The sequence below is a fragment of the Nocardiopsis sp. NPDC055879 genome (genome assembly GCF_053615935.1).
Genome location: NZ_JBSHCT010000015.1, coordinates 1 through 24925, shown reverse-complemented (window position 1 = coordinate 24925; position 24925 = coordinate 1). Strand labels below are relative to the sequence as shown.

Here is a 24925-nt window from a genome sequence, read left to right as displayed (position 1 = left end):
ACAGTTCAACGATTCGCGTCCATCACATGTTAGGAAATAAATCCATGCGGATGTACGTAAACTTCCGAACCGTGCTAAGCGAGAACTGGAGGACGTACCTTCTTCTCAACGTGGTCGTCTACGGTACCCTCGCCGCGACGATGATCGTGACCCCTCTCATCCCCGGGATGTATGAGTGGGGGCTCAAGAACATCGAAGGCTTCCTCGATGCGCCGGGCGCGTCCATGGTCGTCGATGCTTATGAGAGCGGCGACATCGTGACAACAACGCTGTTGACGTTCCTTGCGAACCTCCTGTTCGCCGCTCTGCTGACGACGACCCTGCCTTCGCTCGTGATTCCCTTTTTCGGCGTGGCCGCGACGGTATGGCGTGCCGTCTATATCGGTATTCCGTTCTCCCCTACGTCGCCTGAAGAGGCGATCGCGGTCATCGCCAGTTCCCCTGTTCTCGTGATCGAGTTCCAGGCCTATGTCCTGGCGATGCTGGGGTCCGTCGTCCTTTGGAAGTCGACCTTCGGTTACCGGCGGCGCGAGCTCCCGTCGGCTTGGGCAGGGTACCGAGCCGGTATCAGAGACAATATCCGTCTCTACCCGGGCATCGTCGTTGTGCTCTTCGGTATCGCGCTGACCGAGGCCATTACGTACAACCTCCTGTACTGAGCCTTTTTCATCCTGAAGGCACTGGTCACAGCCGTGTGCCGACCATGCGGGAGCACCCCTGAAAGCAAGAAGCCCCTGGAAGATGGGTTAACGACCAAGAAAACCTCCCACACCAAGGGCTCCGATGCGGTTCCACCGTTCCGCGCTGCCGTTGTCACGCCGGACCTTGAACCTGGCCGCCCGCACCATCCGCGCCCACCGCAAGAACACCGGTTCCCGATGGCGGCGCCTGGACCCCGCGCAACAGGCCCTGCTGGTCCTGGTCCACCTGTCTTGGCGCCCACCTCGGCCTGGGCGAGGGTGACGGGGCGGTAGTGGGTGATGGCGGAAAGCAGGTGGCGGCAGCGTTGCCCCAGGCGGGCTGAGCCTTTGAGTGCTTTGCCGTCCAGGGCGATCGCGGTCCGCCTCGGCCTCGGGGTGTCCGCGCCTTCGGTCACCTCAGCGGTGGCTTGGTGTTGGTCGGCGAGGTAGGCGCCGATGGCGGCATCGAGCGCGTCACCGTCGATGCGTGCCAGAACGCGGTCGATGGTGGGTGCGGAAGGTGAGCGACGCCAGACCAGGGGGTGGGGTCGTGCTCCGAGGGTTGCCAGGACGCTGGGGTGTGCGCGTTGGCCCCACTCGGCGAGTTCGTCGATGCTCTTGGCGCCGGAGATGGTGGCACACACGCACACGAGCAGGATGCAGGTCAGGGAGTGCCAGCGTCCCCGTGGGGAGCGTGGGTCGGCAACGGCGTCCAGGTAAGGGCGGAGGTCGGTGATGGAGTCGGGGTCCAGGGGGCCGAGTTTGGCGAGCACGGCCGGGATCGGCGAAGATGAGCAGGCAGGCACGGCAGACTTTCGTGATCATGTGGCTTAGACACCTTCATGATCTCGGGTTCCGTGCCTGCTTTTGTGTGTATCGTTCCAGGTCAAATCGGATGAACTGCGTGATCCAGGAACTTGAACGAGACCTGGACCACAGGGGCATGCCCGGGCTGCTATTCGTGGCCGGTGACAGGGCCGGTCAGGCTCGAATCACCAGACTTTGCCGGAGCCCTGGGTGCAGGACTGTGACCAGCACCCACAGGATGAAAAAGGCTCATTGATGTGCAGGGGAAAGTCCGCCGTACCAGGGGTGCGGGCGGCACATGTGTCGCTCTCCCGCACGGCCGTCCCTGTCCCTGGTATCGGTGTTGCAGTTGTGGCGTAATTTGCTTTACGGGCAGATTCAATGGCACTATCCGAACGGCTCTTCCGGGTCACCGGCGGCGGGGAAGTTTTCCGTCCTTGCAGCGTAGGCGTGCTTTTATTTTCACGTTTTACGGGAATGCCGCAGCAACCTTGCGGGGAATTGCGCTGACGGCACCCACGGGCTCTCCCACATTCTAAGGACGCAAGCGCAAACGGTCAGGAGGAGGGTCGTTGGTCCCCGAGAGCCAGACGGACACCGTTGTTTCGGTGGGGCGGATCGCGCCCTTCGACGCCACACCCCACCTGTTGCTCAGGGTGAACCTCACACCCGCGGTTCCACTCCGGTCCGCGCACGCCGACCAAGACGCCCTGCGCTTGGCGGAGATGGCCGCCGTCCGGGCGGAGCAGGACCGGGCCGCGCCGGGGTTGACCGACCTGCTCTACGACACGGCGGGGCAGGTCGGGCGCGAACTCCGGCACAAGGTGGTGCTCCCGCTGCGGAGGGCGGTGCACAACCGCCGGCTGCCGAAGGGACTGGACCGCGGGACGGTCCGGGCAACGGTTCCGGAAGCGCTCGCCTGGTTCGACCGGCAGGTGCTTCTGGAGGAGCTGCGGGCTGGCGTCACCGACGGCCACGCGGACGCTTTGCGGGAGGAGAGGGCCGGTCTACGTTCGCTCCTCGAAGGCGAACATCTGCGTCGCTCCCTGGCGGTCTCCAGCGAGTTCCTGCCCGCCGCCGCGGACAAGTACAAGTCCGTCGTCTGGGAAGAGGCCAAGAAATCGGTCCGCAAGTCGGAGGAGCCGCTGCTGCGGTACGCGATGCGGGCCGGTACGAAGACGAGCCCTTTCAGCCTGTACACCGTCGCGGGTTTCCTCGACCGGAGCGCCGTACCGGGCGGGCGGCTGGAAGTCTCCTCCACCGTGGAGGCCAACCGCGGCCTGCTGCGCCGGTTGGAGGCACGGCTTTCCCGCTTGCCGGTCACCCGCGAACGGATGTACTTCCACGTCTCGCCGGGACTGCGTCTGGAGGAGGGCCGGTTCATCGCGACCGGCAACCGGGAGCGGCTCGGTGAGGAGGCCGCCGTCATCACCGAACGTTACGGCGAGGCCAAGGTGACTGTTCCGGCCAACCCCGCCGCAATGGCGCTGCTGGACTGGCTCCGTGACAGAGAACGCGGCCGTGCGACGTTCGCGGAGATGGTCGAGGTGATCGCCCGGAACGTTCGTTCGGCCGACCGCCGGAAGGCCACCGACTTCGTGTCCCGGCTCTGCGACATCGGCGTCCTGGCGGCCGAGCCCGTCATCGACGACATGACCCCCGATGTGCTGCGGGAACTTCATGCGTGGCTGGCCCCCTCGGCCGGGGACGCGGCCGTCGACTCGCTCCGAGGTGAGCTGGCGCGGCTGTGCACGAGCCAGGACGCCTTCCCCTCGGCCGATCCGCACCGACGGGTCGAGCTCATCCGGAAGGGGCGCGAGCACCGTGACCGTGCCCTGGGTGCGCTCGGCGACGACACGTCCCGTAGGCCGGCACCCGAACCCATCTGGTTCGAGGACGGACGGGTGAACGCCTCGGCGGTGACCGGGGCCGAGGACTGGAAACCGATCCTCCAGGACTGCGGACGACTGCTCTCCGTTCTCCAGGTCTTCGACGAACAACACGTCTTCTCCCGCGTGCTGACCTACCGCTTCACCCGGCGTTTCGGACAGGGCGGCCAGTGCGACGACCTCGACGCCCTCGGGGAGGTCTTCATCCCGGCGTACGAGGACGCGCTGCGGATCACGGAGGGATTCGACCACGAACTGGCGCACAACGATCCGGTGCTGTCCCGGTTGGTCCCGCTGCGTTCCGAGATCGTGGGGGACGTGGCCAGGCAGCTGCACGGGCCCGGGGCCACCGGGGGACCCGCGGAACTCGACCCCGCGTGGGCCCGGTACGTGGACGAGCACGCGCCGCAGTGGGTGCCGGACTCCCCCGCCTCCTACGGGGTCTTCCTGCAACCGCTCGGCGGTTCCCCGCCCACCGGGGCGGTGCTGAACAAGATCTACAACGGCTGGGGCAACTACATCAGCCGGTTCCTGACCGGCGCCGACCCCCGCATCGTCGAGGGCGTGCGCGACCGGATATGCGAGTACCAACCCTCGGGCGACGTCGTCGGCGAGATCCGGGCGGTCCAGGGGTTCAACGCGAACATCCATCCACTTCTGGGCGAGGTGGACATCGACTGGGACGAACGCGGCGAGCCGGGCACTCTCCCGCTCAGCCGGTTGCGCGTACGCCACGACCCGCTCACTGACCGGATACTCCTGTGGGACCCCGCTTCGGGCAGGCGCGTGCACCCCCTCTACCTGGGCTTCCTCATCCCGTACTACCTGCCGTCGCGGCTGCTCCCGCTGACGGCGATGGGCGGTAGCGGGTCGATCTTCTTCGAACCGCAGGTCAGCGCGGACAGGTCGGCCACGGTGGACCGCTCCGGTGTGCGGCACTACTCCGGTATCCGGTTCGGATCACTGTGGTTGGCCCGGGAGCGGTGGCACGTACGGTCGGGGCTCTTTCCCCGCCCGACCGCCGGTGAGCCCGAGGCCGACTACTTCCTGCGCCTTTGCGAGTGGCGCACCGAGCAGGGGATACCCGAACACGTCTTCGTGCACCCCCCGGCCCCGGAGCTCCACCCGGGCCAAGTCGACGACTACTTCGGCTCCTACATGGACAATCGCAAACCCCAGTACGTGAACACGCTGAGCCGGTTGCACGTACGCCACCTCAATCGGCTGCTGGCGGACCAGCCCGGCGCCGACATCGTCATCGAGGAGGCGTTGCCCGGGCCGGACGAACACTTCCCCTTGGCCGAAGGCCGTCACGCAGTCGAGCTGGTGGCCGAGTTTTACCGGAAGGCGGCACGGTGACGCATCTGTCCCGAGCAAGTATCGCGGTGGCCCACCACGCCCCGACGAAGCGCCGGTTCGTGGCTGCGGTCCTCATGCCCGCGGCCGAACGCATCAGAGGCGCCGACGGAATCCGGCACGTGCACATCACCAGGCACTGGAGGTTCGGCCCGCACCTGCAGATCGTCGCGTCGGGCGAGTCGCACGCCGATGTCACGGCCGCACTCCACGCGGAGCTCAATACGCTCCCCGAACGGATAGCCGGACACCGCTCCGAATACCAGCTCGACGAGGACGGGTACCTGGCGATGTCGGACCAGCTCGGCCAGGCCGAACTGGTCCCGCCTCCCTACGCCCCGATCTGGCCGGACAACAGCGTGCGGCTGTTGGACCCGTCCCTCGAACCGGGGCTGATCGAGGACCCTGCGGCACGGGACCTGCGCGATGCCTTCAACGAGGCGCTGCTGGAACCGTTGGAACACATCATGGCGGCGTCGGAGGAACACCGTGCCGCACGGATCCAGGGCGCGGCGACCCTCATGGTGTTGCTGGCCGCGACCTACCCCGACCGAGGGCTCTACCACGGATACCTGTCGTACAAGTCCCATCTGGAGGACCACCTCCAGGACTACGACCGGGACGGTTCCATGCTGGCCGACTTCGACGCCCGGTACGGACCCGCCCGCAGGGCCTTCGAGAACCTGGTCGGCTCCGTGGTCGGAAAGGTCTCCGAGCCGAGCCGGTACCAGGGGGAGGCCCCGGTCCTGCACCGGTGGTCCGACGCGCTCCAGGGGTTCTGGGAGCGGGCGATGGAACTGGCTCGGACGGGCAGCATCGCGCCACTGCTGCACGAAGGTTACACCGAGCGGGCCAAGGACCTGAACGACCATCTGCGCCGCAAATACGCGGTGGGCGACGACCGCGAGTACAGCGAGTTCCACGCCGCCCTGCGCGACCAGGAGTACACCGACCCCCTCGGCGGGAGGTGGTTCGCCTCCTACCGGTTCATGGTCAACCTCCTCTACGCGCAGTTGCTCGTTCTGGACGTCTCACCGGCGGAGCGGCTGTTCCTGGCTCATGCCATCAGCGAGGCCGTGCAAGCGGTGACCGGTGTCTCGTGGCGCGAAATTCTCAAGCCAGGCGAGGGCACGGAGGCCGTTCGATGACCATGACCAGAACCCGTGCCCGGCTGCGGGGCGCTGTGCACGTCACCCCGGTCGAGGGGGGCCTGCTCTTCATCGGCTGGCAGGAAAGCCTGGTCGTGAAGGGTTCCCCCGCGCTTGCACGGTTGTGGGAGGCCCTCTTCCCCCACCTGCACGAGGGCGTCGCCCTCGACGAGCTGGTCGGGGCGCTGCCCGAGAGCGCCCGGGGCGCCGTAACGCAGCTGTTGGAGGAGCTCCTCGAAAAGGGGTTCCTGCTCGCCGAACCCTCTGCGCAACAGCGCCGGGCCCTCGTCCCGGAACACCCTGACCACGACCGGACCTTCGCGTTCCTCGAATCCGCGGCACCCGACCCCGTCGCTGCCTTCACCAGATTGCGCGAGCACCCGGTAGTGGTCCACGGGGAGGGGCCCGTGGCGCTCGCGGCGACCCGGTGCCTGCTGAACCTCGGGGCGGGGACCGTCTCGGCCACCGACCGCACCGTCGTGGCCGAACTCGGCGGCTTGGCCGAGGCGACGTCGGCCCGGCTGGACCACTCCGTGGACCTTTCAACGGACGGCGGGCCGGTCCGGTTGTTCGTCGACCCCGCCGTCCCGTACGCCGAGGACGCACCCTGGACCGGGGCCGCGAGCGTGGGCGTGGCCCAGATGGGCCGCTACGCCGTGATCGGCCCGGTGCGCTCCGCCCCCGAGGCCCCCGATCTCGGTTGGGCCCTGTACCGCCTGCATGCCCGGACGCCGGACGCCGAGCCGGCACCCGTCCCGTATGTGGCGGCCACCATGGCGGGCAACGTGGCCGCGCTCCAGGTCTTCTACCACCTGACCGGGGTGGTCACCGAGTACGACGGCATGGCCTACGTTCTGGACACCGAACGGCTCCAGACCACGTCCAGGCCGGTCTGGCGGGCAAACCCGGTGCGCGCCATCGCCCCGGACGAGGGCCCCTCCACCGCCACCGACCCCGACCGGCTGATCGACCTCTGCGACGACCGCACCGGCATCCTGCCCGAGGCCGTCCCGGGCGAGCTCCCGCAGATGCCGCTGGCCCTGGCCATGGCACGCCTCCCGGACCGGATCGACAGCGCCGCGGCCGCGTTCGGTTGGGCGCACACCGGCGACGTCGCCCGGTACCGCGCCGGACTGGAGGCCGCCCGCAACCTCGTCGGGGACCCGCCCGAGGAGCTCTGGCCGACGGGGCCCTCCGAGAGCGGGAACATCCGCCCTTCGCGAGCGGTGGCGTGCGCCGGCAGCGGCATCGAGGACATGATCGGCGACGGTGTCCAGCGGCTCCTGGCCGAGTGGATCTCGGATCCCGAAGAACGCGGGGCCCGGTTCGTCACCGAGAGCACGCACACCTTCCCCACCCGTGGGGGAGGGCGGATCGTCCCTTACGGCGACCCGTCTGTCGACGAGCGGCTGCGCTCCGCGCTCGGGCAGGCCGGGGTCGTGACGGACACGCGGCTCACCGTCGAGGTGAGCCGGCCCCGGTCCGCACCCGGGGCGGTCGCTCTCGTCGAGGTCTACGAGGATGGGCGTGTGCTCGCACGTATCGCACACGCCGACACGGGCTTCGCGGTCCTCTCCGCGGTACAGCACGCGGCCGCCGTGCTCCAAGCAGGCGGTGAACGGCCTCTCGTCCCCGTGCTCGCCGTGCCCCCGGGCGCCGTGAGAGACACGAGAGTGCCCGACTGGCCGGCCCGGGAGGTGCTGGCCTCGCTGTGCCTGCCCGGTGAGAGCCCTGTCGCCGGCCGGTGGTCGGCCGAACCCGCACTCGACATGGTCGGTTCCTTCGGCTGGGTGGGCGTGGCCCGTGAGGAGGACCGATGATGGAACCGACCACGTGGCTGGCCGGCTCGGGCGAGCTCTACGACACGATCGTCGACCGCCTCGTACTCGACGGCGGTGCGGTCGCCGTGGACTCCTTGGCCGAGGCGGTGGTGGCGGAGGGCGACACCGTGGTGCTCGCCCGTGACGGCTGGGAGCCGCAGCGGGACGCCGAGGAGCAGGCAAGGGTCCGTGGTGTGGCGAGGCTGCTGCCGCTACGCCTCATCGGTGACCTCGGCGTGGTGGGGCCGTGGGTCGTACCCGGCAGGCCCGGCTGCCAAGTCTGCGCGGAACGCCGACGCCACCTCTGGCGGCGTCAGAACTTTCGGGAGGAGCCACTGGAGGCACCCGTGCCCGGGCTCGCCTTCACCCGTGCGCACCTCGACCACTTCAGCCTCCTGGCCGAGCAGGCGCTCTCGGGAAGGTTGCTCGGCGAACGTGAGATCCACGTGGTGCGCGGCGACCTGACCAGTCACACGCACACGATGGTTCCGTTGCCCAACTGCCCCGGTTGCAGCGTTCTTCCCGTCGATTCAGCCGAACTCGCCGCCATGGCGCTCCAGCCCCGTCCCCAGTCCGACCCCGAGGCGTTCCGCGCCGAGACCGCCGGCCGTCCCCCCGAGCTCCTGCGAGCACAAATACACGACTGGCGTTACGGTCCCGTCGGCCACATCTTCCGCTCCGAGAACTCGGTGATGGCTCTGAGTAGTGCCGAGCTCGCGCTGCCCAGCGGTCACCCGGGGGAAGGGGGGCACGGGCGCGCGGCCACCTACGGCCGGGGCGAGACCATCGCCCTCTACGAGGCCATGGAACGGCTCGCTTCAGCCACCCCCCACGGAAAGCGCACCGTCGTCCGCGGGGCGGAGAACGAGCTGGACGAGGCCGTCGACCTCAAGGAACTCGGCCTCCACGACCCCCGGTGCTACTCCGACCCGCTCTTCGCCTTCCACCCCTATGACCCCGACGTGCCCACGGACTGGGTCTGGGGCTGGAAGCTGGGGGAGGGCAAACCCGTCCTGGTCCCCGAACACGTCGCCTATTGGAACATCGACGGCTGGGGCCGTACCGGGCACGCCCCGCGCTTCCTGTACGAGAGCTCCAACGGCTGCGCTTTGGGCGCCTCCCCGGAGGAGGCCGCCCTCTACGGCCTCTTCGAGGTCGTGGAGCGGGACGCTTTCCTGCTGACCTGGTACACGAAGCGCCCTGCGCATCCGTTGCGGGTGTCGGACGAGGAGGTCCCGGAACTGCGCGGCATGCGCGCCCTGCTCGACACCTTCGGCTACGACCTGTCGCTCTTCGACATCACCACCGAGATCGGTATCCCGGCGGTGCTCAGCCTGGTGGTCCGGCGCGACGACGAGGGACCGGTCGCGTTCTTCGCCGCGGGCGCGCACTGCGACCCCCGCCGCGCTGTCTCGTCAGCGGCCATGGAGGCGGTGACCAACGCGGTGATCCGTGAGCGGCTGCCGGAGAAGATGCGCCACGAGCAGGAGGAGAAGGCCCGGCCTCTGCTCGACGACCCGACCCGGGCACAGACCCTGCACGACCACACGGTCCTCTACAACTTTCCCGAGACGCGCCCGTGGTGGTCCTTCCTCGACCCGGACCGCCCAGCGCGGACCCTGTGGGAACAGTTCGGCGACTGGCGTGCCAGGTGGGTCCGCGACGACCTCACCGACGTCCTGCGCACAGCCGTCTCGGCGCTCACCGCCAACGGGCTGGACGCGATCGTCGTGGACCAGACCGACCACTGCCTCACCGATCCCAAACCCGCGACGGTGAAGGTCCTCGTCCCCCAAGCGGTCCCCATGACCTTCGGGCACGCCCACCGCCGTACCCGCCACCTGCGGAGGTTGACGCAGCTACCGTCCCGGCTCGGCTACCGCAGGGCGGACGAGCCGGCCGTCGACCCCGACCTCGTCCCGCCACACCCGTTCCCCTGAGGAGGCACCGATGGAAGCCTTGCAACATCCGTCCCCCTTCTCCCCGGGAACGGCGGACGGCCTACTGACCTTCGCGCTGCGCCAGGCACGTCCGGGGCAACTGGACATCGCGCCCGAGGGCGACGGACGCACACCCGTCCCGGTGCGCCCCACCGGCCGAGCCGTCGACCTGCCCCGCGGCCTGCACCGGCTGTTGTCCGGGGCCGCCTACCCCAACGGGACGGTGCCGGAGGCCACACCGGTCCTCCGCCGCGTCCTGGGAACCATCGCCGCATCGGGACCACAGCGTTTCGAGGTCCGCAGCGCCGTCAACCCCCACCGCGCCTACCCTGCCTCCCATTGCTTCTACACCGCACAGGTCTTCCTGCTCACCGATGGCGCCGCGTGGCACTACGACGTGGCCGGTCACAGGCTCTGGCCGGTCGGGCCCGGCCCCGTCGGGGACCTGGAACGCGAACTCGACGGAACGGGCGGCGCGGCCCTGGCCGTGATCGTCCATGTGCCGAGCCTGCCCCTGCGCTACCGGGAACTGCGATGGGCGCTGAGCCTGTGCGAGGCCGGACACCTCACCGAACTGCTGGCCGAGGTCGGGCACGCCCACGGGCTCCCGGTACGCGAGTACCCGTGCGACGGAGAAGCCCTGTTCGAACGGCTCGGGCTGGACCCCGGCGACGGTTGGATACAGGTGGGCGTCGTCGGGCTCGGCACCCGATCCACACCGCCCGAGGGGGCCGCCGGGCCGGTCCGGGAACGGGGCCGCTCCGGTGTGGCGGCGAGCACGTCGAACTGGGCGGAGGTCCTGTTCGAACGGTCGGCCGGCCGGGCCAACAAGGGGTTCGGGGCAGCGCCCGGGCCACTGCCCGAAGGGGTGGCGGAGGCCATCGGTCCGGCGCTGGAACAAGCTCTTGGCCCTGCCCCCCGTACCCCGGACCGGGGCGGAGCGGACGTCCTCCTCCTGGCGCAGCGTGTCCCGGGACTGGACCCGGGTTGCTACCGGGTACGCCCCGGCCTGTCCCCCGAGCGGCTCGGCCCGGGCCCCGGGATGGAGGCCGTACAGCGGGCCTACAGCTACCCGCCCACCCAGATGGACGTCGCGGGCTGCCCAGCGGCCCTGCTGTTCGTCCACGACTTCGAGGCCCAGGTCGCGGTAGGCGGGGAACCCCTGATGCGCGAGGCCCAGCGGCAGTTGGGAGCGGCGGCCCAGGCCGTGGGGATGGCCATGACCGCGCTGGGGGTCTTCCTGCGCCCCGCACGGAGTTTCGACCCGGACCTGCTCGCGGCCGCGTTCGGCCTTCCAGAAGCACGGCTGCCGAGCTACCTCGCTCTGCTCGGTGTCAACCGCTACACCGACCTACTCCTGGATGTGCGCCCATGAACCAGTCGCTCGAAGCAACGGCGGGAGCCGAACGGGAACAGCGGGACGGCCCCCGGCTGTGGCGTGCCCTGTACGCCTACTGCCACCGGGGCCGCGCCGCGACCGACAGGCTCGTCGTGGAGGCGGTGGCGCCCACCGCCAAAGCCCTGCGGGAGCAGGGGCACGTGGACGGCTGGTTCTTCATCCGTTACTGGAAGGGCGGCCCGCACGTGCGGGTACGTCTCTGCGGGCACGACCCCGAACGGCTCGGCACGGCTCTGCAGGCCATGCGTGAAGCTCTGGAGACGTTCCTGGCGCACTCTCCGCCGCCCGAGGAGGAACTCGAACCGGCGAACTACTACCGCCGGTTCGGGGTGGAAGGAGAAGAGGCCGAGGCGCTGGGCTGGTACCCGGACGGCGCCGTACGCGAGGCGGTGTACGAACCCGAGGTGGAACGGTACGGCGGGCCGGCGGCCATGGGCCTGGCCGAAGAACTGTTCCAGGTCTCCAGTGACGTCGCCGCCGCTGCCATCGCCCGTACGGAGGGGGAGAAGGAACGGACCGGTGTGGCCCTGGACCTGTTGCTCGGTTTCGTCGGGGCGCTTTACGACCGGTCCGCCGACGGGGTCCGCTGGCTGCGCGAGTACACCATCATGTGGCGCTACCTGGACCAGGTGGTGGCGGCCCGCTCCTCCGACGTGCGGGCCGCGGCCGAAGCCACGTTCGTCGGTTCCGCCCCGGCGCTGCTCGGTCGGCACGCGGCGTTGGCCGAGCGGGCACCGGGCGGTTACCGGTACTGGTGGTCCGCGGTCACGGCGACCATGCGAGAGCTGCGCGGGCTCGAACGGACGGAGGGGTTGACCGCGGGGCCGGAGGCGGTCATGGTCTCCCAACTGCACATGCTGGCCAACAGGTTGGGGCTCACGGCCTCGGACGAGGTCTACCTTGCGTGGCTGGCGTCCTTCGTCCTGTCGGCGCCCGGCCAGGCAGCACCGTCCTACTTCGACGACGACGCGGCAGCGGCTGACCGGGCTTACCACGAGTACAGCAAGTTCCGTCCCTCCGCCTTCCCCGCCCAGCGACCGAGGCCGGGCCGGCCGATCGTTCGGACGCTGGAATTCGCGAGTGACGAACCCCTTGAGCTGCCCCGGCCCGACCCGGACGCCCTGGCGTGCCCGCTGGCCGAAGCCATGGCCGGACGCCGCAGCGCCAGGGGCGGGTTGTCCGGCGAGGTCACCATCGAACAGTTGTCGACGCTCCTCGCCTTCGGCGCCGGGATCGTCGGCTCGGAGCCGTTCGAGGCCGGCGGCGAGACCATGCGGCGCGGCGTACGGGCCGCACCGAGCGCGGGGATGGCCTACCCGCTGATCCTCCGGGTCGTCCCGTTCGCGGTGCCGGGACTGCGCCCCGTCCTGTACGAGTACCTGCCGGAACGGCACTCGGTCCAGCAGGTGGGCGGACCCGTGGACAAGGACGCCCTCAGCCGTTGTTCGCCGTTCTTCGAGGGTGACAGGCCCCGGATCGACGTGGCACGGACCCCGCTGCTGCTGTTCGTCGGGGCCGACCTGGGAGGTCTGAGGCAGCGGTACGGCCTGCGCGCCCACCGCTTCGCGATGCTCGAGATCGGCCACATCGCCCAGACGCTCCTGTTGGCCGGTACCGCTCTCGGGCTCGCCTCGGTGCCGGTGGGCGGTTTCTACGACGACGCGGCGGCTGAACTCGCCCACCTGGACGGCTACGACGAAGTCCTCGGTTACCTGATCCCGGTCGCGGGCCGGGCAGGTACCGATGTTCCGCCCCTTGACGCAGGAGGTCCGCTCACATGACCCAGCGAACGAACGGAAGGCCGGACCCGGAACCCGGACCGGCGATGCTCCTGAGGGGGGTATCGAAGAAGTATGGAGAGCTCAGGGCCCTGAACAGTCTCGATTTCGAGGTCGGCCGGGGGGAGGTCTTCGGCCTCCTCGGCCCCAACGGCGCCGGGAAGACCACGCTCGTGGAGATCCTCGAAGGCCATATAGCGCCCACCACTGGGACCGTGGAGGTCCTCGGCATGGACCCGATGAAGGCCGGTGCCTCCGTGCGCGACCGCCTCGGCGTGGTGCCGCAGAAGGCGAGTTTCGAGCTCTATCTGACGGTGCGTGAACACATCGCGCTGTTCGGCGGCTATTACAGCCGTTCCTATCCCGTCGACGAAGTGATCGAGCTCGTGGGCCTGGAAGCCAAGCGCAACACCAGGACGGGGCGGCTCTCCGGCGGTCAGCAACGGCGGCTCGACCTGGCCCTGGCCCTGGTGGGCGATCCCGACGTCGTCTTCCTCGACGAACCGACCACGGGCCTGGACATCGAGGCACGGGACCGGTGCTGGGAGACGGTGGGCGCACTGCGTGCGGTAGGCAAGACGGTTCTCATCACCACGCACAACATGGACGAGGCCCAGCGCCTCTGCGACCGCGTCGCGGTGCTCCACGAGGGGAACGTCGCCGCTATCGGAGAGCCCCAGGCGCTCCTTCCGGACGAGCGCGGCGGAACAATCTCCTACCGCGACGGCGGTGCGGGGACCAGCGCACTGCCGCCCGAACTGGCCCAGCGTGCCCGTGAGACCGCCGGGCGGGTGCTGCTGCACACCACCGAGATGACCAGGGACCTCAACGAGCTGACCCAGTGGGCGGTCCGCAGCGGAGTGGAACTGCCCGACCTCCAAGTGCGCCGCCCCGAACTCGAAGAGCTCTACCTGTCCATCCTGGCCGACCGGGAGCGGAGCACCCAACGGAACGGAGTCCTCTCGTGAGCGCACCGACCACCCCTGCGGTGACCCTGCCGTCGCCGGTCCCCAACCACCGGACCGGTAAGATCCGCCTCCTGCTGCACGACATGCGTTTCGGGCTCATCACCGCCGGGCGCACCCCGTTCCCGCTGCTCATCGCGCTGTTCTTCCCCCTGTTCTTCAACGTCATGTTCAACCTGCTCCAGTCGGGAGAGACGGTCGGCGGGACGGCGGCGGTTCAGAGCACCACCGCGGCGATCATCGTCTTCATCATCACCGCGGCCGGGTACTTCAACATGGCCACGGGGATCGTTATCGCGCGTGAGAAGGGCGTACTCAAACGTGTGCGCCAGACCCCCATGCCGAAGGTGCTGCACATGGGTAGCCGCATCGGGGGCTCGGTCCTCCTGAGCGGAGCCTCCATCGTGATCATGCTCGCGGTCTCCCTGCTGGCGTTCGGCCTCGAACTCCGGCCCGCCGCACTGCCGAGCCTGGTCATCGTCTTCCTCCTCGGCAGCGTCGCCTCGTGCGCGATGGGCCTGGCGGTGACCAGGCTGATCCCGAGCGTGGAAGCGGCTCTGATGGTTTCGACCGCGACGTTGTTCCCGCTGCTGTTCGTCTCCGGGGTCTTCTTCCCCCTGCCCCTGCCCGGCCCCGTGCAGACCGTCGTCGACCTGCTGCCGTTCGCGCCGATGGTCGAGGCCACACGCACGGCGCTGGACCCCGCGGCAACCGGGCTCGCCCTCGACCTACCGAGCCTGGCGATCATCGCGGTCTGGGGGGCGGCGGCGATCCTGGCCGCTCTGAAGACCATGCCCTGGGAGCCCCAGAACTGAAGTCCGGAGGGGCCCTTCGCGGGCCCCGACCGGACCCGGTGCGATGCAGGACACGCCAGGAGAGGAAGACAGGGATCATGTCGTTCGAGTCGGTGAGCGCCGTCGCCGGGATGGTGACCCAAGCGGTGCTCTGGCCCGTGGCCCGGTTGTTCGAGCCTCTGCCGGGAGGTCTTGCCTGGGGCTGGTCGGTACTGATCACGGGGGCCCTGTGGCGGGTGCTCACCTGGCCGTTCCTCGTGCGTTCGGCCAGGGCACGGATCACCCGGCAGTACGTCGCCTCGGTCATCACCGGGGGGAGGGACCCCCGCGACCGGGACGTGCGCGCGGAGGTCGCATCGGGGGTCCGGGCCGAACTCGACCTGCTCGGGCTGCGGAGCAGGGCGGCCACGGCCGCAGGGATCGTACAGGCGCTGCTCGTGGTGAGTATCGCGGTGTGGAGCCGTACCGGCGAAGCCGCCGGGAGCGCCTCCTTCTACGGTTTGCCGAGTCTGGCCGTATCGCCCGTCACGCTCGGTCCGGGCGGATGGGCGTGGGCGCTGTGCCTGGCCGTCGCGGCCACGGCCACAGGCGTGGCGGTGATGAGGGCGGCCGGGGTCACCGACCGCCGACAGCGGTTCCTCACCACTCGGATCTCTCCGGTCGTCTTCCTTTCGCTCGGCCTGTTCCTCCCCGCGGCCATGGTGCTGCCCTTCGCCGGAACCATGGTGCTCAACCTGGCCGCCGCGCTCGTGGCGACCAGGGGTGAAGAACCGATCGTGAGCTCCTCGTTCCGGGAACGCCCCCGCGGCGTCCCGGAAGGGGGTGCGACATGAGCAGGGTGGGAAGACTCCTCGTGGCGAGGCTGCGTCGCGACGATTCGGCCGGCGTGTCCTTCGCCGCCGACCTGGACACGGCTGAGGCGTGCGCGCGGGCCGCCGTCTCGGGAGCCCCGGTCCGTCTGCTCCTGACCCGTCCGGTCGGCACGATCGACGAGTGGGCGGCGGCGATGCTCCGGCAACGGCCCCGAGCCGTTGCCCTGTTCGCCGACGCTCGGACGCACGAGGCCGCCGCCCAGACGGCGGCGCGGTTGGCCGGTTCGGGCGTTTCCGTGACCACGGGGACGGTCGATGCGTCGGCCGGTCACGTCGTACGTGGGAGTGGAGAGGGGGCCGATGAACTCTTCGCGCACGGGACGGCCCCTGCCTCCCCCTACCGACACGGGGTCGTCCCGGTCCGGCTGGCAGAGACGGTCGGGGTGCGGGTGCGCGCCGAAGCGTCGGGCCTTCGCCCGATGGAGGAGGTCGTAGCGGACCTGGACCACATCGCCGGACGCGCGACCGCCCCCATGTCCGTGCCGCTCATCGGTGGGCAGGGGGCCGACCTGGGCGGAGGTGACCTGGCCCGGGCCCTCACCTCGGGTCTGCACCGGTTCGCTCGGCGCGGTGTCACCGTCGAGCCCCGGCTGTCGGCCACCGCTTTCGACGGCCCGTCGGCCCGCGACCTGGCCGGGGTCGGGTTCCGGAACATCACGCTGACCTTCTCCCCCGGGGCCGGGGCTGCGCAAAAGGTGCGCGGGGCGCTCTCCTCCTGCGCGGCGTACGGGCTCCTCCCCAGGATCATGATCCTCGTGCCCGAGGGCGAAGAACCCCGTGCGGCCCCCGGTGTGGCCGAACTCCTGAGGGCCGTGCCCGACGCCGACGTGGACACCGACCTCGTGGGGCTCCGGCGCTTGGCGGGCGCGGGGGCGTTGGCCGGGGTGTCCCCGTGGAGTTCGGCGGTGGTCCGGTTACGCCGCCGTCGCCGTGAGGACGCGGCAGGGGTACGCCGGTCCCACACCGGCAGGTACCACCGGGCCCCCGTCACCGCCGCGCCGCACCACCTGTGGTGGGAACACCGCCGGCCCCCGTCGGAACACCGGGCGTGGATCGGGTCGGCGGTCGCCTCGGGCGGTTCCGTGGTGGTGCCCGGAGGCAGCACCGAGACGACCGCCGCCCACGTGCCAGTGGTCGCCGCATCGTCCACCGTGGTCGCGTACGCGAAGGCCGAGCGGCCCTTGCGTGCGGGGCACCTCCTGCACATCGGGTCCCCCGCCGACGCGGATGACCTGCTCACGGACGCGGAACTCGCGTGGCGGGAAGGCGCGCTCGGCGTCCGGCTCTTCCAGCCCGAGGTGCAGATCTCGGGTTTGTGCCGGGTCGGTGCCGGCCCGTGCGCGGGTGCCGCGGGGCTGAGGCTCTTCGTCGACCCGGACGGCCTGGTGCGTACGGGCTCCGGTGGTCCCGTGGTCGGCACCGTCGGTGACGATCCCGCCCGACTGCGCGCCGCCGTTCGCGCCATCGCCCCGCAGGAGGACCAGGGCCGGGACGACGGATGCCGTTGTCGTCCGGCGGGGTGGCCCGCACGGAGGGACCCCGTTCCCCCTTGGCTGGACCGGGTGCTAGGCGCCGCGGCGGCCGTGACCGCGCTCAGCGGCGAGTTCCCCGAACTCGCCCGCGGCGGCATGGGCGGACTGCGGATCAGCGGCTGCGGCGGGCCGATCACGCACACGGCGGACTCCGCCCACCGGTGGAGTAACGGGGCGGTGCTGCTCCGCCACCGGGCCACTTTTTACCTGTACGCGGGCGACACCGGGCGCTGCCACCGGGTCTCTCCGTCCCTCGCCCTGCTCACCGAGGTGAGGTGGGACCTGGGGGAAGCGGCCCGCGAACACCTCGTCCGACAGCACGGACTCGGCCGGGCCGACGCCGATGAGGCCTTGCGGCGGAGCGGGCAGGCCCTGCACGGACTCGTCGGTCCGGACATGCCCGATGCGATGAGGAGAGCGACATGACACACACGGTGGGAACCGACCCGGCTGATTACCCCTTGTGGCACCCGATGACGCAGATGCACGGATACCTCAGGGCCCCGGTGACGATCACGGGCGGCCACGGCTCGTGGGTCACGGACGACAGTGGACAGGAGTACGTCAGCGGCAACGCCGGACTGTGGAACATGCACTGCGGGTACGACGAGCCGCGCATAGCCGATGCCCTCAGGGAACAACTCGACCGCCTCGCTTACGGCACGCTCTTTCGCTACGGGAACGACCCGGCGCTCCTATTCGCGCGTCGGTTGGTGGAGATCGCCCCGGCCCCCGACCTGACCCGTGTCTACTACGGGACCTCGGGTGCGAGCGGGGTGGACGCCGCACTCAAACTGGCCCGCCGGTACCAGAGGTTGATCGGACGGTCGGCCCGCCGGACCGTCGCGGCCCTGGCCGACTCCTACCACGGCACCCTCTACGGCCCCGCGTCCGTCACCGGTGAAGACCTCGAACAAGAGGAGTACGGGGTCGACCGGTCCTCCGTCCTGCACGTGCCCACCCCGGTGGACGCCGCCGGTGCGGCCGCCTCGTTGGAAAGGCTCACAGCCGAGAGTGACAGCCTGGCCGCCGTCATTGTGGAGCCGATCCTCGGCTCGGCCGGTGTCGTCGTCCCCCACGCCGACTTCTTCCGAGGGCTGACGGAGCTGTGCCGTACCCACGACATCTGCCTCATCGCCGACGAAGTGGCCACAGGGTTCGGCCGTACGGGCCGAATGTTCGCCTCGGAGTGGTTCGGCCTCTCCCCGGACCTGCTCGTGATGTCCAAGGGCATCAACAGCGGTTACCTCCCCATGTCGGCCGTCCTCGTCCACGAACGGGTGTGGGCCGCCTTCCACGACAGCGGAACCTCGTTCCTGAACGGTGAGACCCAGGCCGGCAACCCGTTGGCCTGCGCCGCGGCCTTGGCCACCCTCGACGTGATCGAGGCCGACGGCCTGGTGGAGCGGTCCCTGCGCACGGGCGAGGACCTGGCCGCACGGCTGACCGCGCTCGCCCCCAGAGCCAGGGGGCAGGTCCGCAGGGTCACCGGTCGTGGCCTCATGATCGGTGTCCACTTGGAGGGAAGGTCTGGACCCATCACGATGGCCGAGACCAACGCCCTGGTCGAACGCTTCCGGTCCCTCGGCGTGCTCGTGCACCCTTCGCCGTTGGGGTTCAGCCTGTTCCCACCGCTCGTGATCGAGGACCAGGACATCGAGCTGGTCCTCGGGTCCGTCGGCCAAGTCTTCGACGAACTGGAACTGTGATGACGACCGCACCACAGCACACCGAAAGCCTTCGGAGCGCGGGCTCGGCCCGCCCCTTCACCTGGCGAGTGCCGACGAGATTACGTTTCGGTACGGGCGTCAGTGACGAGATAGGACCGGAAACGGCTGCGCTCGGCGGAACCCCCGCGATCGTCGTCGACGCCCGTTTCGGCGCCACCGAGCGCGGTACCGGACTCCTGTCGTCGATGTCGGTGCACACGGAGCCTCCCCTGGCGGTCGTCGACGTCACCGGCCCGCCCACGTTCGACAGTGTCGAACGTGCGGTGCGGGCGGTCGCCGGGGCCGGCAGCGACACCGTCGTGGGCATCGGCGGCGGCAGCGCGATGGATACCGCCAAACTGGCCGCCCTGATGGTGACCAACCCCTGGTTGCTCTCCCCCGAGCAGTGGTCGGCAGGGCCACTGCTCGACCTGGACGAGGCGCCGTCGGTGAATCCACGGCCCGCTCTGCCCACGCTCCTGATACCCACGACCGCCGCGACCGGCTCCGAGGCCAACGGCGTTGCCGCCCTCTCGCACGCGAAACGCAGGCGCCTCCTCGTCTCCGGGCATCTGCTGCCCAGCTGCGCTCTGATCGACCCCGACCTGACCTCCACCCTGACCGGGGCGGCTCTCGTCGAGGGCGGTGTCGAGACACTCGCCCGGATTCTGTGCCCCTACCTGGCCGGGGACGACGCCCTCGATGTCACGGACGGGCTCGCGGAGACGCTCATCGCGCGGTGCATGTCGGCCGTCGACCGGCTGTACCGCTCCCCGGAGGACGGCGCCGCCCGCGCCGAGTTGGCCTGGACGGTCACCGTCTCGGCCAGTCACCTGGCTGGGCTGGGGCGGGGGCGCTGGGCGCATGTGCTCTGGTACCTCCAAGACGCGGTGTGCACCGAGGCGGGCGTGCCCAAGGGAAGGGCCATGTCGGCACTGTTTCCCGCGTACCTGCGTGAGATCCGCTCAGAGAGCGGACTCGGTGCGCGTTTCGGTTCGTCGGCGCGCATGCGCCGGCTCGAATCGGTTCTGTCCCCTCTACTCGGCGCGGGCCCGGGATTGGAAGAGTCGCTGCCCGGACGTCTGGGCGCATGGGAGATGCCGCGCGGCCTGACGGACCTCGGTCTGAACGCTTCCGCGCCCGGGCGGCTCGCCGCGCACGCCCATGAGGGGTGGAGCGGAGCGGGTCGGCTCTCCGGTGTGGACCGTGCCGTACTCAAAGACTTCTACCGGAGCGCAGGCCGGGTCCCTTGACCCGTACCGGCTCCGAAAAACCGAAGGGAAAGGAGGTGATTGGGATGCAGAAGGTGGAGATTGGTTTCGGCGACTTGGACCTGGAGGACCTGTCGTTCGATGCCGTTGAGGTTGCCACGGTGCGTGATGCTGTGGCGTTGCCGGAGACGGGTGCTTCGTCGGGTGCCAGCTCGTGTGACTCGTGCTCGTGCTGCGCGGTGACCTCGTGCTGCTCGTTGACTTCGACCTGATGGGTCGGGGTGTCGGGATCGTTTGTGGAGGGAGGTGATTGGGATGCAGAAGGTGGAGATTGGTTTCGGCGACTTGGACCTGGAGGACCTGTCGTTCGATGCCGTTGAGGTTGCCACGGTGCGTGATGCTGTGGCGTTGCCGGAGACGGGTGCTTCGTCGGGTGCCAGCTCGTGTGACTCGTGCTCGTGCTGCGCGGCGACCTCGTGCTGCTCGTTGACTTCGACCTGAGGTCACTGAGTGAAACGGTGGTTCCGGGACGGTGCAAGCGTCCCGGAACCACCTTCCTGTGATGGAACCACACCGTTGATCCACGCGGGCCACTACGCTCCGAAGTAAGCGCGGTGCGATCCCGGTACCGCGTGGCGGCCCTCATGCGTGCACGAGAGACCGACCCCAGCGGCAACGAGGGAGCGGACACCATGACACCGGTGATTGCGGTTCACGTCGTGTCGGGACTACTGGCGGTCTTCGTTGGCGGAGTGGTCCTGTTGCTGCCCAAAGGCACCCGCCTGCACAGATACGCCGGCCGCACGTACGCCGCGGGCATGGTGGCCATGCTGGTCAGCTCGTTCGGTATCGCATCGGCGGAGGACGCCTTCTTCGGGGTTTTCCACGCGGTGTCGATCGCCGCGACCCTCCTTTTGGCCGCCGGGCTCTCGCTGCCCGTCCTGCTGCGCGGGAAGGTCGGGAACTGGCTGCTGTGGCACCAGCGCCTGATGTCCACCTCGTACCTGACCCTGGTGCTGACGATGGTGGGGCAGTTCTTCGATTCGTTGCCGTTGCCGCACGTCGTCCTCAACATCGTCGTCTTCCTCCTGGCGCCGGCGGTGGTCGGCTTCACCCTGATCGTGCGCTCCGGGCAGCGGACCCCTTCGGTCCCCGGGCCGCGTCCGGGGGCCGAAGTTCCGTAGGTCCGCGGGTCACGTGTAACGCTTCCCCTCGTCCCGCCGGTAGGCCCACACCGCGAGCGCAGCCGTCAGCACCGTCCACCCGATGAACGAGGGGGCCGCCCAGAACGAGACATCCTGGCCGGTCACCGCCCAGAGCACCATGTCACGGACAGCTCGCGTGGGGAGTGCGATCGACGCCGAGTCGACCCAGCCGGGGAGCATCTCCGGAGGGAGGAAGAGCCCGCCCACGAACGCCATCGGGAACATGATCCCTTGGGCCACCGGCAGAGCGGCCTTCATCGGCATGGAGTAACCGATCGCGAGGCCGCCGAAGAGGAACGGCAAGGAGCACAGGAGCACGACCAGGAAACCGAGGATGAGCCGGCCCGGGCTCGCGGTGGCCTCCGTGAGGAGGGGCGCGATGATCAGCACCGGAATCACGGCCATGACGACGAAGGCCATTCCGTTCATGATCCTCCCGGACATCCGGGACATCGCCCCCACCGGGAGGGAACGCAGGAACGGCTCCCAGGAGCGGCTCCGCTCCTCAGCGACACCGACCCCGAAGTTCAGGAGGCAGGCGTTCATCACGGCGAAGACGGTTAGTTGGATCGTGGCTGCCGTGGCCGCGCCGGGGTCACCGGAGATGGCCTCGTTGGGCAGTACGAAGAAGAGCAGGAGGACGGCGGGGAAAGCGACGTTGAAGACCAGGGCGATGGGTACGCGCACAGTCTCCAGGAACAGGATTCGTGCGTGGTTGAGAGCGAGGGACATCTGGTTCTCCTACCGGTCGGTGGGGGCCGGCCCCTAGGCCGCAGCGCTCGTGGATCCGTCGATCTTCAGGAACGCGTCCTCCAAGGTGGGGCGGCGCACCTCCAAGTGCGTGAACTCGACCCCGCTGTGGATCAGTTCGCGGACGAATTGGTCGGAGTCGCCCGTGCGGATGGTGTGGAGGTCACCCGTCTGCTCGTGGTGCTCGATTCCGGGCAGCTCGGGGAGTCCGGGCGCTGTGAAACGGACCTCCTGCATCGTCACGGACGCCTTGATGGAGTCCAGGTCGCCGTCGGCGACGATCCCGCCCGCACCCAGCACCACGATCCGTTCGGCGAGCGCTTCGATCTCCTCCAGGTAGTGGCTGGTGAGCACGATGGTCCCGCCCTTGGCCGCGTGCTCGCGCACGCCTTCCCAGAGCGCTTTGCGCGCCTCCACGTCCAGGCCCGTGGTGGGCTCGTCCAGGAGCACCAGCCGGGGCCGTCCGATGAAGGCCAGCGCCACCGCGAGCCGACGCTGCTGCCCGCCGGACAAGCTTCCGGCCTGCCGTCGCTCCAGGTCACTCAGGCCGAACTGCTCCAATATCTCCCCGGAGGGGACGGGGGAGTGGTAGTGCCGAGCGACGAAATCGGTGAACTCGCGGACGCGCAGGGTGTCTGGCAACCCGGTCTGCTGCGGGGTCATGCCCAGGTGACGGCGCCGGGAGGCGTCGGTGGGCGAACCGCCGAACAGCTCCACCCGGCCCGTGGAGGGGCGGCGCAACCCCACCAGCAGGTGGAGCAGGGTGCTCTTGCCGGCACCGTTGGGCCCGAGGAGCCCCAACGTGGTTCCGGCGGCGACGTCCAGGTCGACGTGATCCAGGGCGACCGTCGAACCGTAGTACCGCGAAACATCGATCAGTCGTGCGAGGTGTTCCGTCATTCTGGTTTCCTCACTTCCGTGGTGTCTTCGGCCCAGGTCCGGTGCCGTCGAGCAGGTCGCGGAGCGTGTCCACGTATGCCTCCAGAGCTCGTCTGCCTGCCTTCGTCAGAGAGAGGTAGGTGACCGGTGCACGTTTGTGGTGGGTCTTGAGGACATCGACGTAGTTCGCGTCCTCCAGCTTGCGGATGTGGACCGACAAGTTCCCCGCGGTCATCCCGAGGAGCTGCTGCAAGCGTGAGAATTTCATCTGGTCCCCGTACGGGAGCTCTTGGAGCGAGACCATCACTCGTAGGCGTGCCTGCGCGTGGATCACGGGATCGAGTTCGGGCAACGAGTTCATGAGTGGACCCCGATCTTGCGGGCAGGTCGGCTACTGGGGCTTGTGGCCACGACGCCGGAAGAGGATGTGAAGGCCGGCGCCCACGAGGAAACCGCCGCCGCCGGCCAGCGACAGCACCAGGTAGGCCGTGGGCATGCCCGTCAGCATCGCCGTGGTGTCCGTGAAGACGATCCATGCTCCGAGCAGGAACTGGAGCCGCGCGCGTTCGAGCGCGGCCGAGGTCATGTAGACCAGCCCTACGACGAGTAGGGAGAGGGCGGGCAGGGAGAGGGCCGTGACGGATTCGGGGGCGCCGGCGCGAAAGAGTGCCAACGTGATCGTCAGCGCCCCGCCGAAGCCGAGCAGATAAGTCCAGCCGAGCATCGAGTTGGCCGTGGCGGAGACGCCGCGCAACCCTCGGGTCACACGCGAGGTGTGCGTGGCCGTGACGGTCAGAGCCATGAGGATGAGCGCGAAGAGGACGAGTCCCGCCACGACCGCCGGGACCGAGTCCAGTGCCGTGCGCTGGAGGTAGAGCCCCCCGAAGCCGAACAGGAACGCAGAGCCCCACACCCCGTAGATGAGCCGCCAGTCGAGTGAGAGCTCGTCGTTCGCCGCGGCCCGCTGCTGCTCGACCAGGGCCAAGGTTTCAGCGGGTGGGAGGAACTCACCTTCTTCCTCGTCGGGACCGGGCATCTCGGGACCGGACATGGTCTCGCCTCTTCGTTCGGTCGAGTTCAGAAGACAAACAACTTTATAACACAAACTAGTTGGTGGAACAATAGACAGGTCCGGTGCTGAAGTGTCGGAACAACGCAGAACACCAGGGGGTCAGCGGTGCGGACACCGGCGGGCCGTTCGTCCGGGATCCCGGATACCTCTCCGGTCAGCCGCGGAGCCGTACGTGTGGTTTCCGAGCACGGCGGTGCGGCCGGGGCGGGCGTGCCCGTTCAGGACGGCGCCTCCCGGCTCCGGGGGCGCCCCCGGAGCCGGGCCCGGGGCCAGAGGGTCCTGTCACCGGACCACTGAAGGCATCACGAGGGCGCCCCTTTGAACGGACCGCCCGGAGGCGGGGCAGGGTGGTGTGCCGGTCAGTGCGTGCCCTCGGGCCTGGGCGGCAGCGCCCGGGTTGCGGGCCGCAGTAGCGGTGTCTTCTCGTTCGTCCCGTCGGAACAGGAGCAGGTCGTGGCCAGGTAGCCGTTCTCGCAGGCATAGGTGTGCATCTGGGCCCTGGTGGTGAGCCCGAGCTTCTGCTTGAGCGCCGAGCGGACGGACTCGGTGGTCCTGTTGCTGATGTGCAGTCTCTGCGAGACCTCCGAGGTGGTGTGCCCGGTCGCGATGAACCGGAGCACATCGGTCTCACGTTCGGTGAGTTCGCAGGTCAGGCGCCTTTCGACCAGTTGGGTGCTGAGTCGGGGGTCGATATAGGTACCCCCGTTGGCGACGGTGCGCGCGGATTTGACGATTTCTTCAACATCGGCATCCTTCGTCATGAACCCACGAACTCCGCACTCCAGGGCGAGATGGAAGCTCTCCTGGATCCAATAGGCGGAGAATGCCATGACGGGTACGGTGCGCGAAGCGCTTCTAATGTCCGGCGAGACATCTTCTCCGGTGAATCGCATCTCTGTGACGAGGATGTTGAGCGGGCGTTCTCGGACGATATGCAATATCTGCTCGGGGTCGGCCTCCACTTCAGTGACAGTGAAACCACTGACCTGTTCGAATAAAGCCCGGAGTCCCAACCGCGTCAGAGTGAGGTGATCTCAGTGACTGGGAATCTGCAGGAACCCGACAATCAAGACGAGGGGTGCATTCATGGGTGAACTTTCGTTCCCCTGACACAGGCGT

21 protein-coding genes and 2 pseudogenes are annotated in these 24925 nt (G+C 69.1%); 17 read left to right on the top strand and 6 right to left on the bottom strand.

The features are described from left to right. Nucleotides 1–71: 71 nt before the first annotated feature. The gene (locus ACWGKS_RS18755; RefSeq protein WP_358508298.1) at nt 72–659 is read left to right on the top strand and encodes a hypothetical protein; all 588 of its coding nucleotides are present in this window, start codon (nt 72–74) and stop codon (nt 657–659) included. Between the two features lie 124 nt (nt 660–783). Then, a pseudogene (locus tag ACWGKS_RS18750) lies at nt 784–930 on the top strand (IS5/IS1182 family transposase); the annotation flags it as partial. Nucleotides 931–1138: 208 nt separating this feature from the next. Here the strand turns inward: ACWGKS_RS18750 and ACWGKS_RS18745 are convergent. Then, a pseudogene (locus ACWGKS_RS18745) lies at nt 1139–1453 on the bottom strand (transposase family protein); the annotation flags it as partial. A 606-nt stretch (nt 1454–2059) separates the two neighbouring features. Here ACWGKS_RS18745 and ACWGKS_RS18740 point away from each other — a divergent pair. The 15 genes from ACWGKS_RS18740 (at nt 2060) to ACWGKS_RS18670 (ending at nt 21084) form a co-directional block, all read left to right on the top strand. Next, nucleotides 2060–4735, top strand: a complete 2676-nt coding sequence (locus ACWGKS_RS18740) for a lantibiotic dehydratase (RefSeq protein ID WP_452523349.1) — start codon at nt 2060–2062, stop codon at nt 4733–4735. Continuing rightward, the gene (locus tag ACWGKS_RS18735; protein WP_452523347.1) at nt 4732–5880 is read left to right on the top strand and encodes a hypothetical protein; all 1149 of its coding nucleotides are present in this window, start codon (nt 4732–4734) and stop codon (nt 5878–5880) included. The genes ACWGKS_RS18740 and ACWGKS_RS18735 overlap by 4 nt, the downstream gene beginning before the upstream one ends. Then, the gene (locus tag ACWGKS_RS18730; RefSeq protein WP_452523345.1) at nt 5877–7700 is read left to right on the top strand and encodes a hypothetical protein; all 1824 of its coding nucleotides are present in this window, start codon (nt 5877–5879) and stop codon (nt 7698–7700) included. Before ACWGKS_RS18735 ends, ACWGKS_RS18730 begins: the two co-directional genes overlap by 4 nt. Further along, on the top strand, nt 7697–9640 hold the full coding sequence (locus ACWGKS_RS18725) for a TOMM precursor leader peptide-binding protein (RefSeq protein ID WP_452523343.1): 1944 nt from the start codon (nt 7697–7699) through the stop codon (nt 9638–9640). The genes ACWGKS_RS18730 and ACWGKS_RS18725 overlap by 4 nt, the downstream gene beginning before the upstream one ends. Before the next feature lie 10 nt (nt 9641–9650). Then, nucleotides 9651–11015: a hypothetical protein gene (locus tag ACWGKS_RS18720; RefSeq protein WP_452523342.1), complete on the top strand. Its 1365-nt coding sequence runs from the start codon at nt 9651–9653 to the stop codon at nt 11013–11015. Further along, nucleotides 11012–12820, top strand: coding sequence for a thiopeptide-type bacteriocin biosynthesis protein (locus tag ACWGKS_RS18715; RefSeq protein ID WP_452523341.1), 1809 nt, complete (start codon nt 11012–11014; stop codon nt 12818–12820). The genes ACWGKS_RS18720 and ACWGKS_RS18715 overlap by 4 nt, the downstream gene beginning before the upstream one ends. Further along, on the top strand, nt 12817–13785 hold the full coding sequence (locus ACWGKS_RS18710) for an ABC transporter ATP-binding protein (RefSeq protein WP_358508286.1): 969 nt from the start codon (nt 12817–12819) through the stop codon (nt 13783–13785). Before ACWGKS_RS18715 ends, ACWGKS_RS18710 begins: the two co-directional genes overlap by 4 nt. Continuing rightward, the gene (locus ACWGKS_RS18705; RefSeq protein WP_358508284.1) at nt 13782–14597 is read left to right on the top strand and encodes an ABC transporter permease; all 816 of its coding nucleotides are present in this window, start codon (nt 13782–13784) and stop codon (nt 14595–14597) included. Before ACWGKS_RS18710 ends, ACWGKS_RS18705 begins: the two co-directional genes overlap by 4 nt. A 77-nt stretch (nt 14598–14674) precedes the next feature. Then, nucleotides 14675–15409, top strand: coding sequence for a hypothetical protein (locus ACWGKS_RS18700; RefSeq protein WP_452523338.1), 735 nt, complete (start codon nt 14675–14677; stop codon nt 15407–15409). Beyond that, nucleotides 15406–17406 (top strand): hypothetical protein, encoded by a 2001-nt coding sequence (locus ACWGKS_RS18695; RefSeq protein WP_452523336.1) that lies wholly within the window; start codon nt 15406–15408, stop codon nt 17404–17406. The genes ACWGKS_RS18700 and ACWGKS_RS18695 overlap by 4 nt, the downstream gene beginning before the upstream one ends. Beyond that, nucleotides 17403–18689: an aminotransferase family protein gene (locus tag ACWGKS_RS18690; RefSeq protein ID WP_358508278.1), complete on the top strand. Its 1287-nt coding sequence runs from the start codon at nt 17403–17405 to the stop codon at nt 18687–18689. Before ACWGKS_RS18695 ends, ACWGKS_RS18690 begins: the two co-directional genes overlap by 4 nt. Further along, a complete protein-coding gene (locus tag ACWGKS_RS18685; RefSeq protein ID WP_452523334.1) occupies nt 18689–19942 on the top strand; it encodes an iron-containing alcohol dehydrogenase in 1254 nt (417 codons plus the stop codon). The genes ACWGKS_RS18690 and ACWGKS_RS18685 overlap by 1 nt, the downstream gene beginning before the upstream one ends. Before the next feature lie 44 nt (nt 19943–19986). Continuing rightward, a complete protein-coding gene (locus ACWGKS_RS18680) occupies nt 19987–20172 on the top strand; it encodes a thiazolylpeptide-type bacteriocin (protein WP_452523332.1) in 186 nt (61 codons plus the stop codon). Nucleotides 20173–20215: 43 nt separating this feature from the next. Then, nucleotides 20216–20401, top strand: coding sequence for a thiazolylpeptide-type bacteriocin (locus tag ACWGKS_RS18675; RefSeq protein WP_452523331.1), 186 nt, complete (start codon nt 20216–20218; stop codon nt 20399–20401). A gap of 191 nt (nt 20402–20592) precedes the next feature. Next, nucleotides 20593–21084 (top strand): hypothetical protein, encoded by a 492-nt coding sequence (locus tag ACWGKS_RS18670; RefSeq protein WP_452523329.1) that lies wholly within the window; start codon nt 20593–20595, stop codon nt 21082–21084. A gap of 9 nt (nt 21085–21093) precedes the next feature. Here ACWGKS_RS18670 and ACWGKS_RS18665 read toward each other — a convergent pair whose 3' ends face one another. The 5 genes from ACWGKS_RS18665 to ACWGKS_RS18645 all read right to left on the bottom strand — a co-directional run bounded on the left by ACWGKS_RS18665 (nt 21094) and on the right by ACWGKS_RS18645 (nt 24819). Beyond that, a complete protein-coding gene (locus ACWGKS_RS18665) occupies nt 21094–21837 on the bottom strand; it encodes an ABC transporter permease (protein WP_452523328.1) in 744 nt (247 codons plus the stop codon). A gap of 33 nt (nt 21838–21870) precedes the next feature. After that, nucleotides 21871–22755: an ABC transporter ATP-binding protein gene (locus ACWGKS_RS18660; RefSeq protein WP_358508267.1), complete on the bottom strand. Its 885-nt coding sequence runs from the start codon at nt 22753–22755 to the stop codon at nt 21871–21873. 10 nt (nt 22756–22765) lie between these two features. Then, a complete protein-coding gene (locus ACWGKS_RS18655) occupies nt 22766–23095 on the bottom strand; it encodes a transcriptional regulator (RefSeq protein WP_358508265.1) in 330 nt (109 codons plus the stop codon). Between the two features lie 30 nt (nt 23096–23125). Beyond that, the gene (locus tag ACWGKS_RS18650; protein ID WP_358508263.1) at nt 23126–23785 is read right to left on the bottom strand and encodes a hypothetical protein; all 660 of its coding nucleotides are present in this window, start codon (nt 23783–23785) and stop codon (nt 23126–23128) included. 380 nt (nt 23786–24165) lie between these two features. Then, entirely contained in the window at nt 24166–24819 is a 654-nt protein-coding gene (locus ACWGKS_RS18645; protein WP_452523325.1) for a response regulator transcription factor, read from the bottom strand. Between the last annotated feature and the right edge of the window lie 106 nt (nt 24820–24925).

What these genes read in the sequence shown, in the direction of transcription:
- ACWGKS_RS18710 (WP_358508286.1), top strand. Translation starts at nt 12,817, where the DNA reads ATGACCCAGCGAACGAACGGAAGGCCGGACCCGGAACCCGGACCGGCG.
- ACWGKS_RS18660 (WP_358508267.1), bottom strand. Translation starts at nt 22,755, where the DNA reads ATGACGGAACACCTCGCACGACTGATCGATGTTTCGCGGTACTACGGT.
- ACWGKS_RS18650 (WP_358508263.1), bottom strand. Translation starts at nt 23,785, where the DNA reads ATGTCCGGTCCCGAGATGCCCGGTCCCGACGAGGAAGAAGGTGAGTTC.
- ACWGKS_RS18700 (WP_452523338.1), top strand. Translation starts at nt 14,675, where the DNA reads ATGTCGTTCGAGTCGGTGAGCGCCGTCGCCGGGATGGTGACCCAAGCG.
- ACWGKS_RS18720 (WP_452523342.1), top strand. Translation starts at nt 9,651, where the DNA reads ATGGAAGCCTTGCAACATCCGTCCCCCTTCTCCCCGGGAACGGCGGAC.
- ACWGKS_RS18670 (WP_452523329.1), top strand. Translation starts at nt 20,593, where the DNA reads ATGACACCGGTGATTGCGGTTCACGTCGTGTCGGGACTACTGGCGGTC.
- ACWGKS_RS18690 (WP_358508278.1), top strand. Translation starts at nt 17,403, where the DNA reads ATGACACACACGGTGGGAACCGACCCGGCTGATTACCCCTTGTGGCAC.
- ACWGKS_RS18680 (WP_452523332.1), top strand. Translation starts at nt 19,987, where the DNA reads ATGCAGAAGGTGGAGATTGGTTTCGGCGACTTGGACCTGGAGGACCTG.
- ACWGKS_RS18655 (WP_358508265.1), bottom strand. Translation starts at nt 23,095, where the DNA reads ATGAACTCGTTGCCCGAACTCGATCCCGTGATCCACGCGCAGGCACGC.
- ACWGKS_RS18715 (WP_452523341.1), top strand. Translation starts at nt 11,012, where the DNA reads ATGAACCAGTCGCTCGAAGCAACGGCGGGAGCCGAACGGGAACAGCGG.
- ACWGKS_RS18730 (WP_452523345.1), top strand. Translation starts at nt 5,877, where the DNA reads ATGACCATGACCAGAACCCGTGCCCGGCTGCGGGGCGCTGTGCACGTC.
- ACWGKS_RS18675 (WP_452523331.1), top strand. Translation starts at nt 20,216, where the DNA reads ATGCAGAAGGTGGAGATTGGTTTCGGCGACTTGGACCTGGAGGACCTG.
- ACWGKS_RS18695 (WP_452523336.1), top strand. Translation starts at nt 15,406, where the DNA reads ATGAGCAGGGTGGGAAGACTCCTCGTGGCGAGGCTGCGTCGCGACGAT.
- ACWGKS_RS18685 (WP_452523334.1), top strand. Translation starts at nt 18,689, where the DNA reads ATGACGACCGCACCACAGCACACCGAAAGCCTTCGGAGCGCGGGCTCG.
- ACWGKS_RS18725 (WP_452523343.1), top strand. Translation starts at nt 7,697, where the DNA reads ATGATGGAACCGACCACGTGGCTGGCCGGCTCGGGCGAGCTCTACGAC.
- ACWGKS_RS18665 (WP_452523328.1), bottom strand. Translation starts at nt 21,837, where the DNA reads ATGTCCCTCGCTCTCAACCACGCACGAATCCTGTTCCTGGAGACTGTG.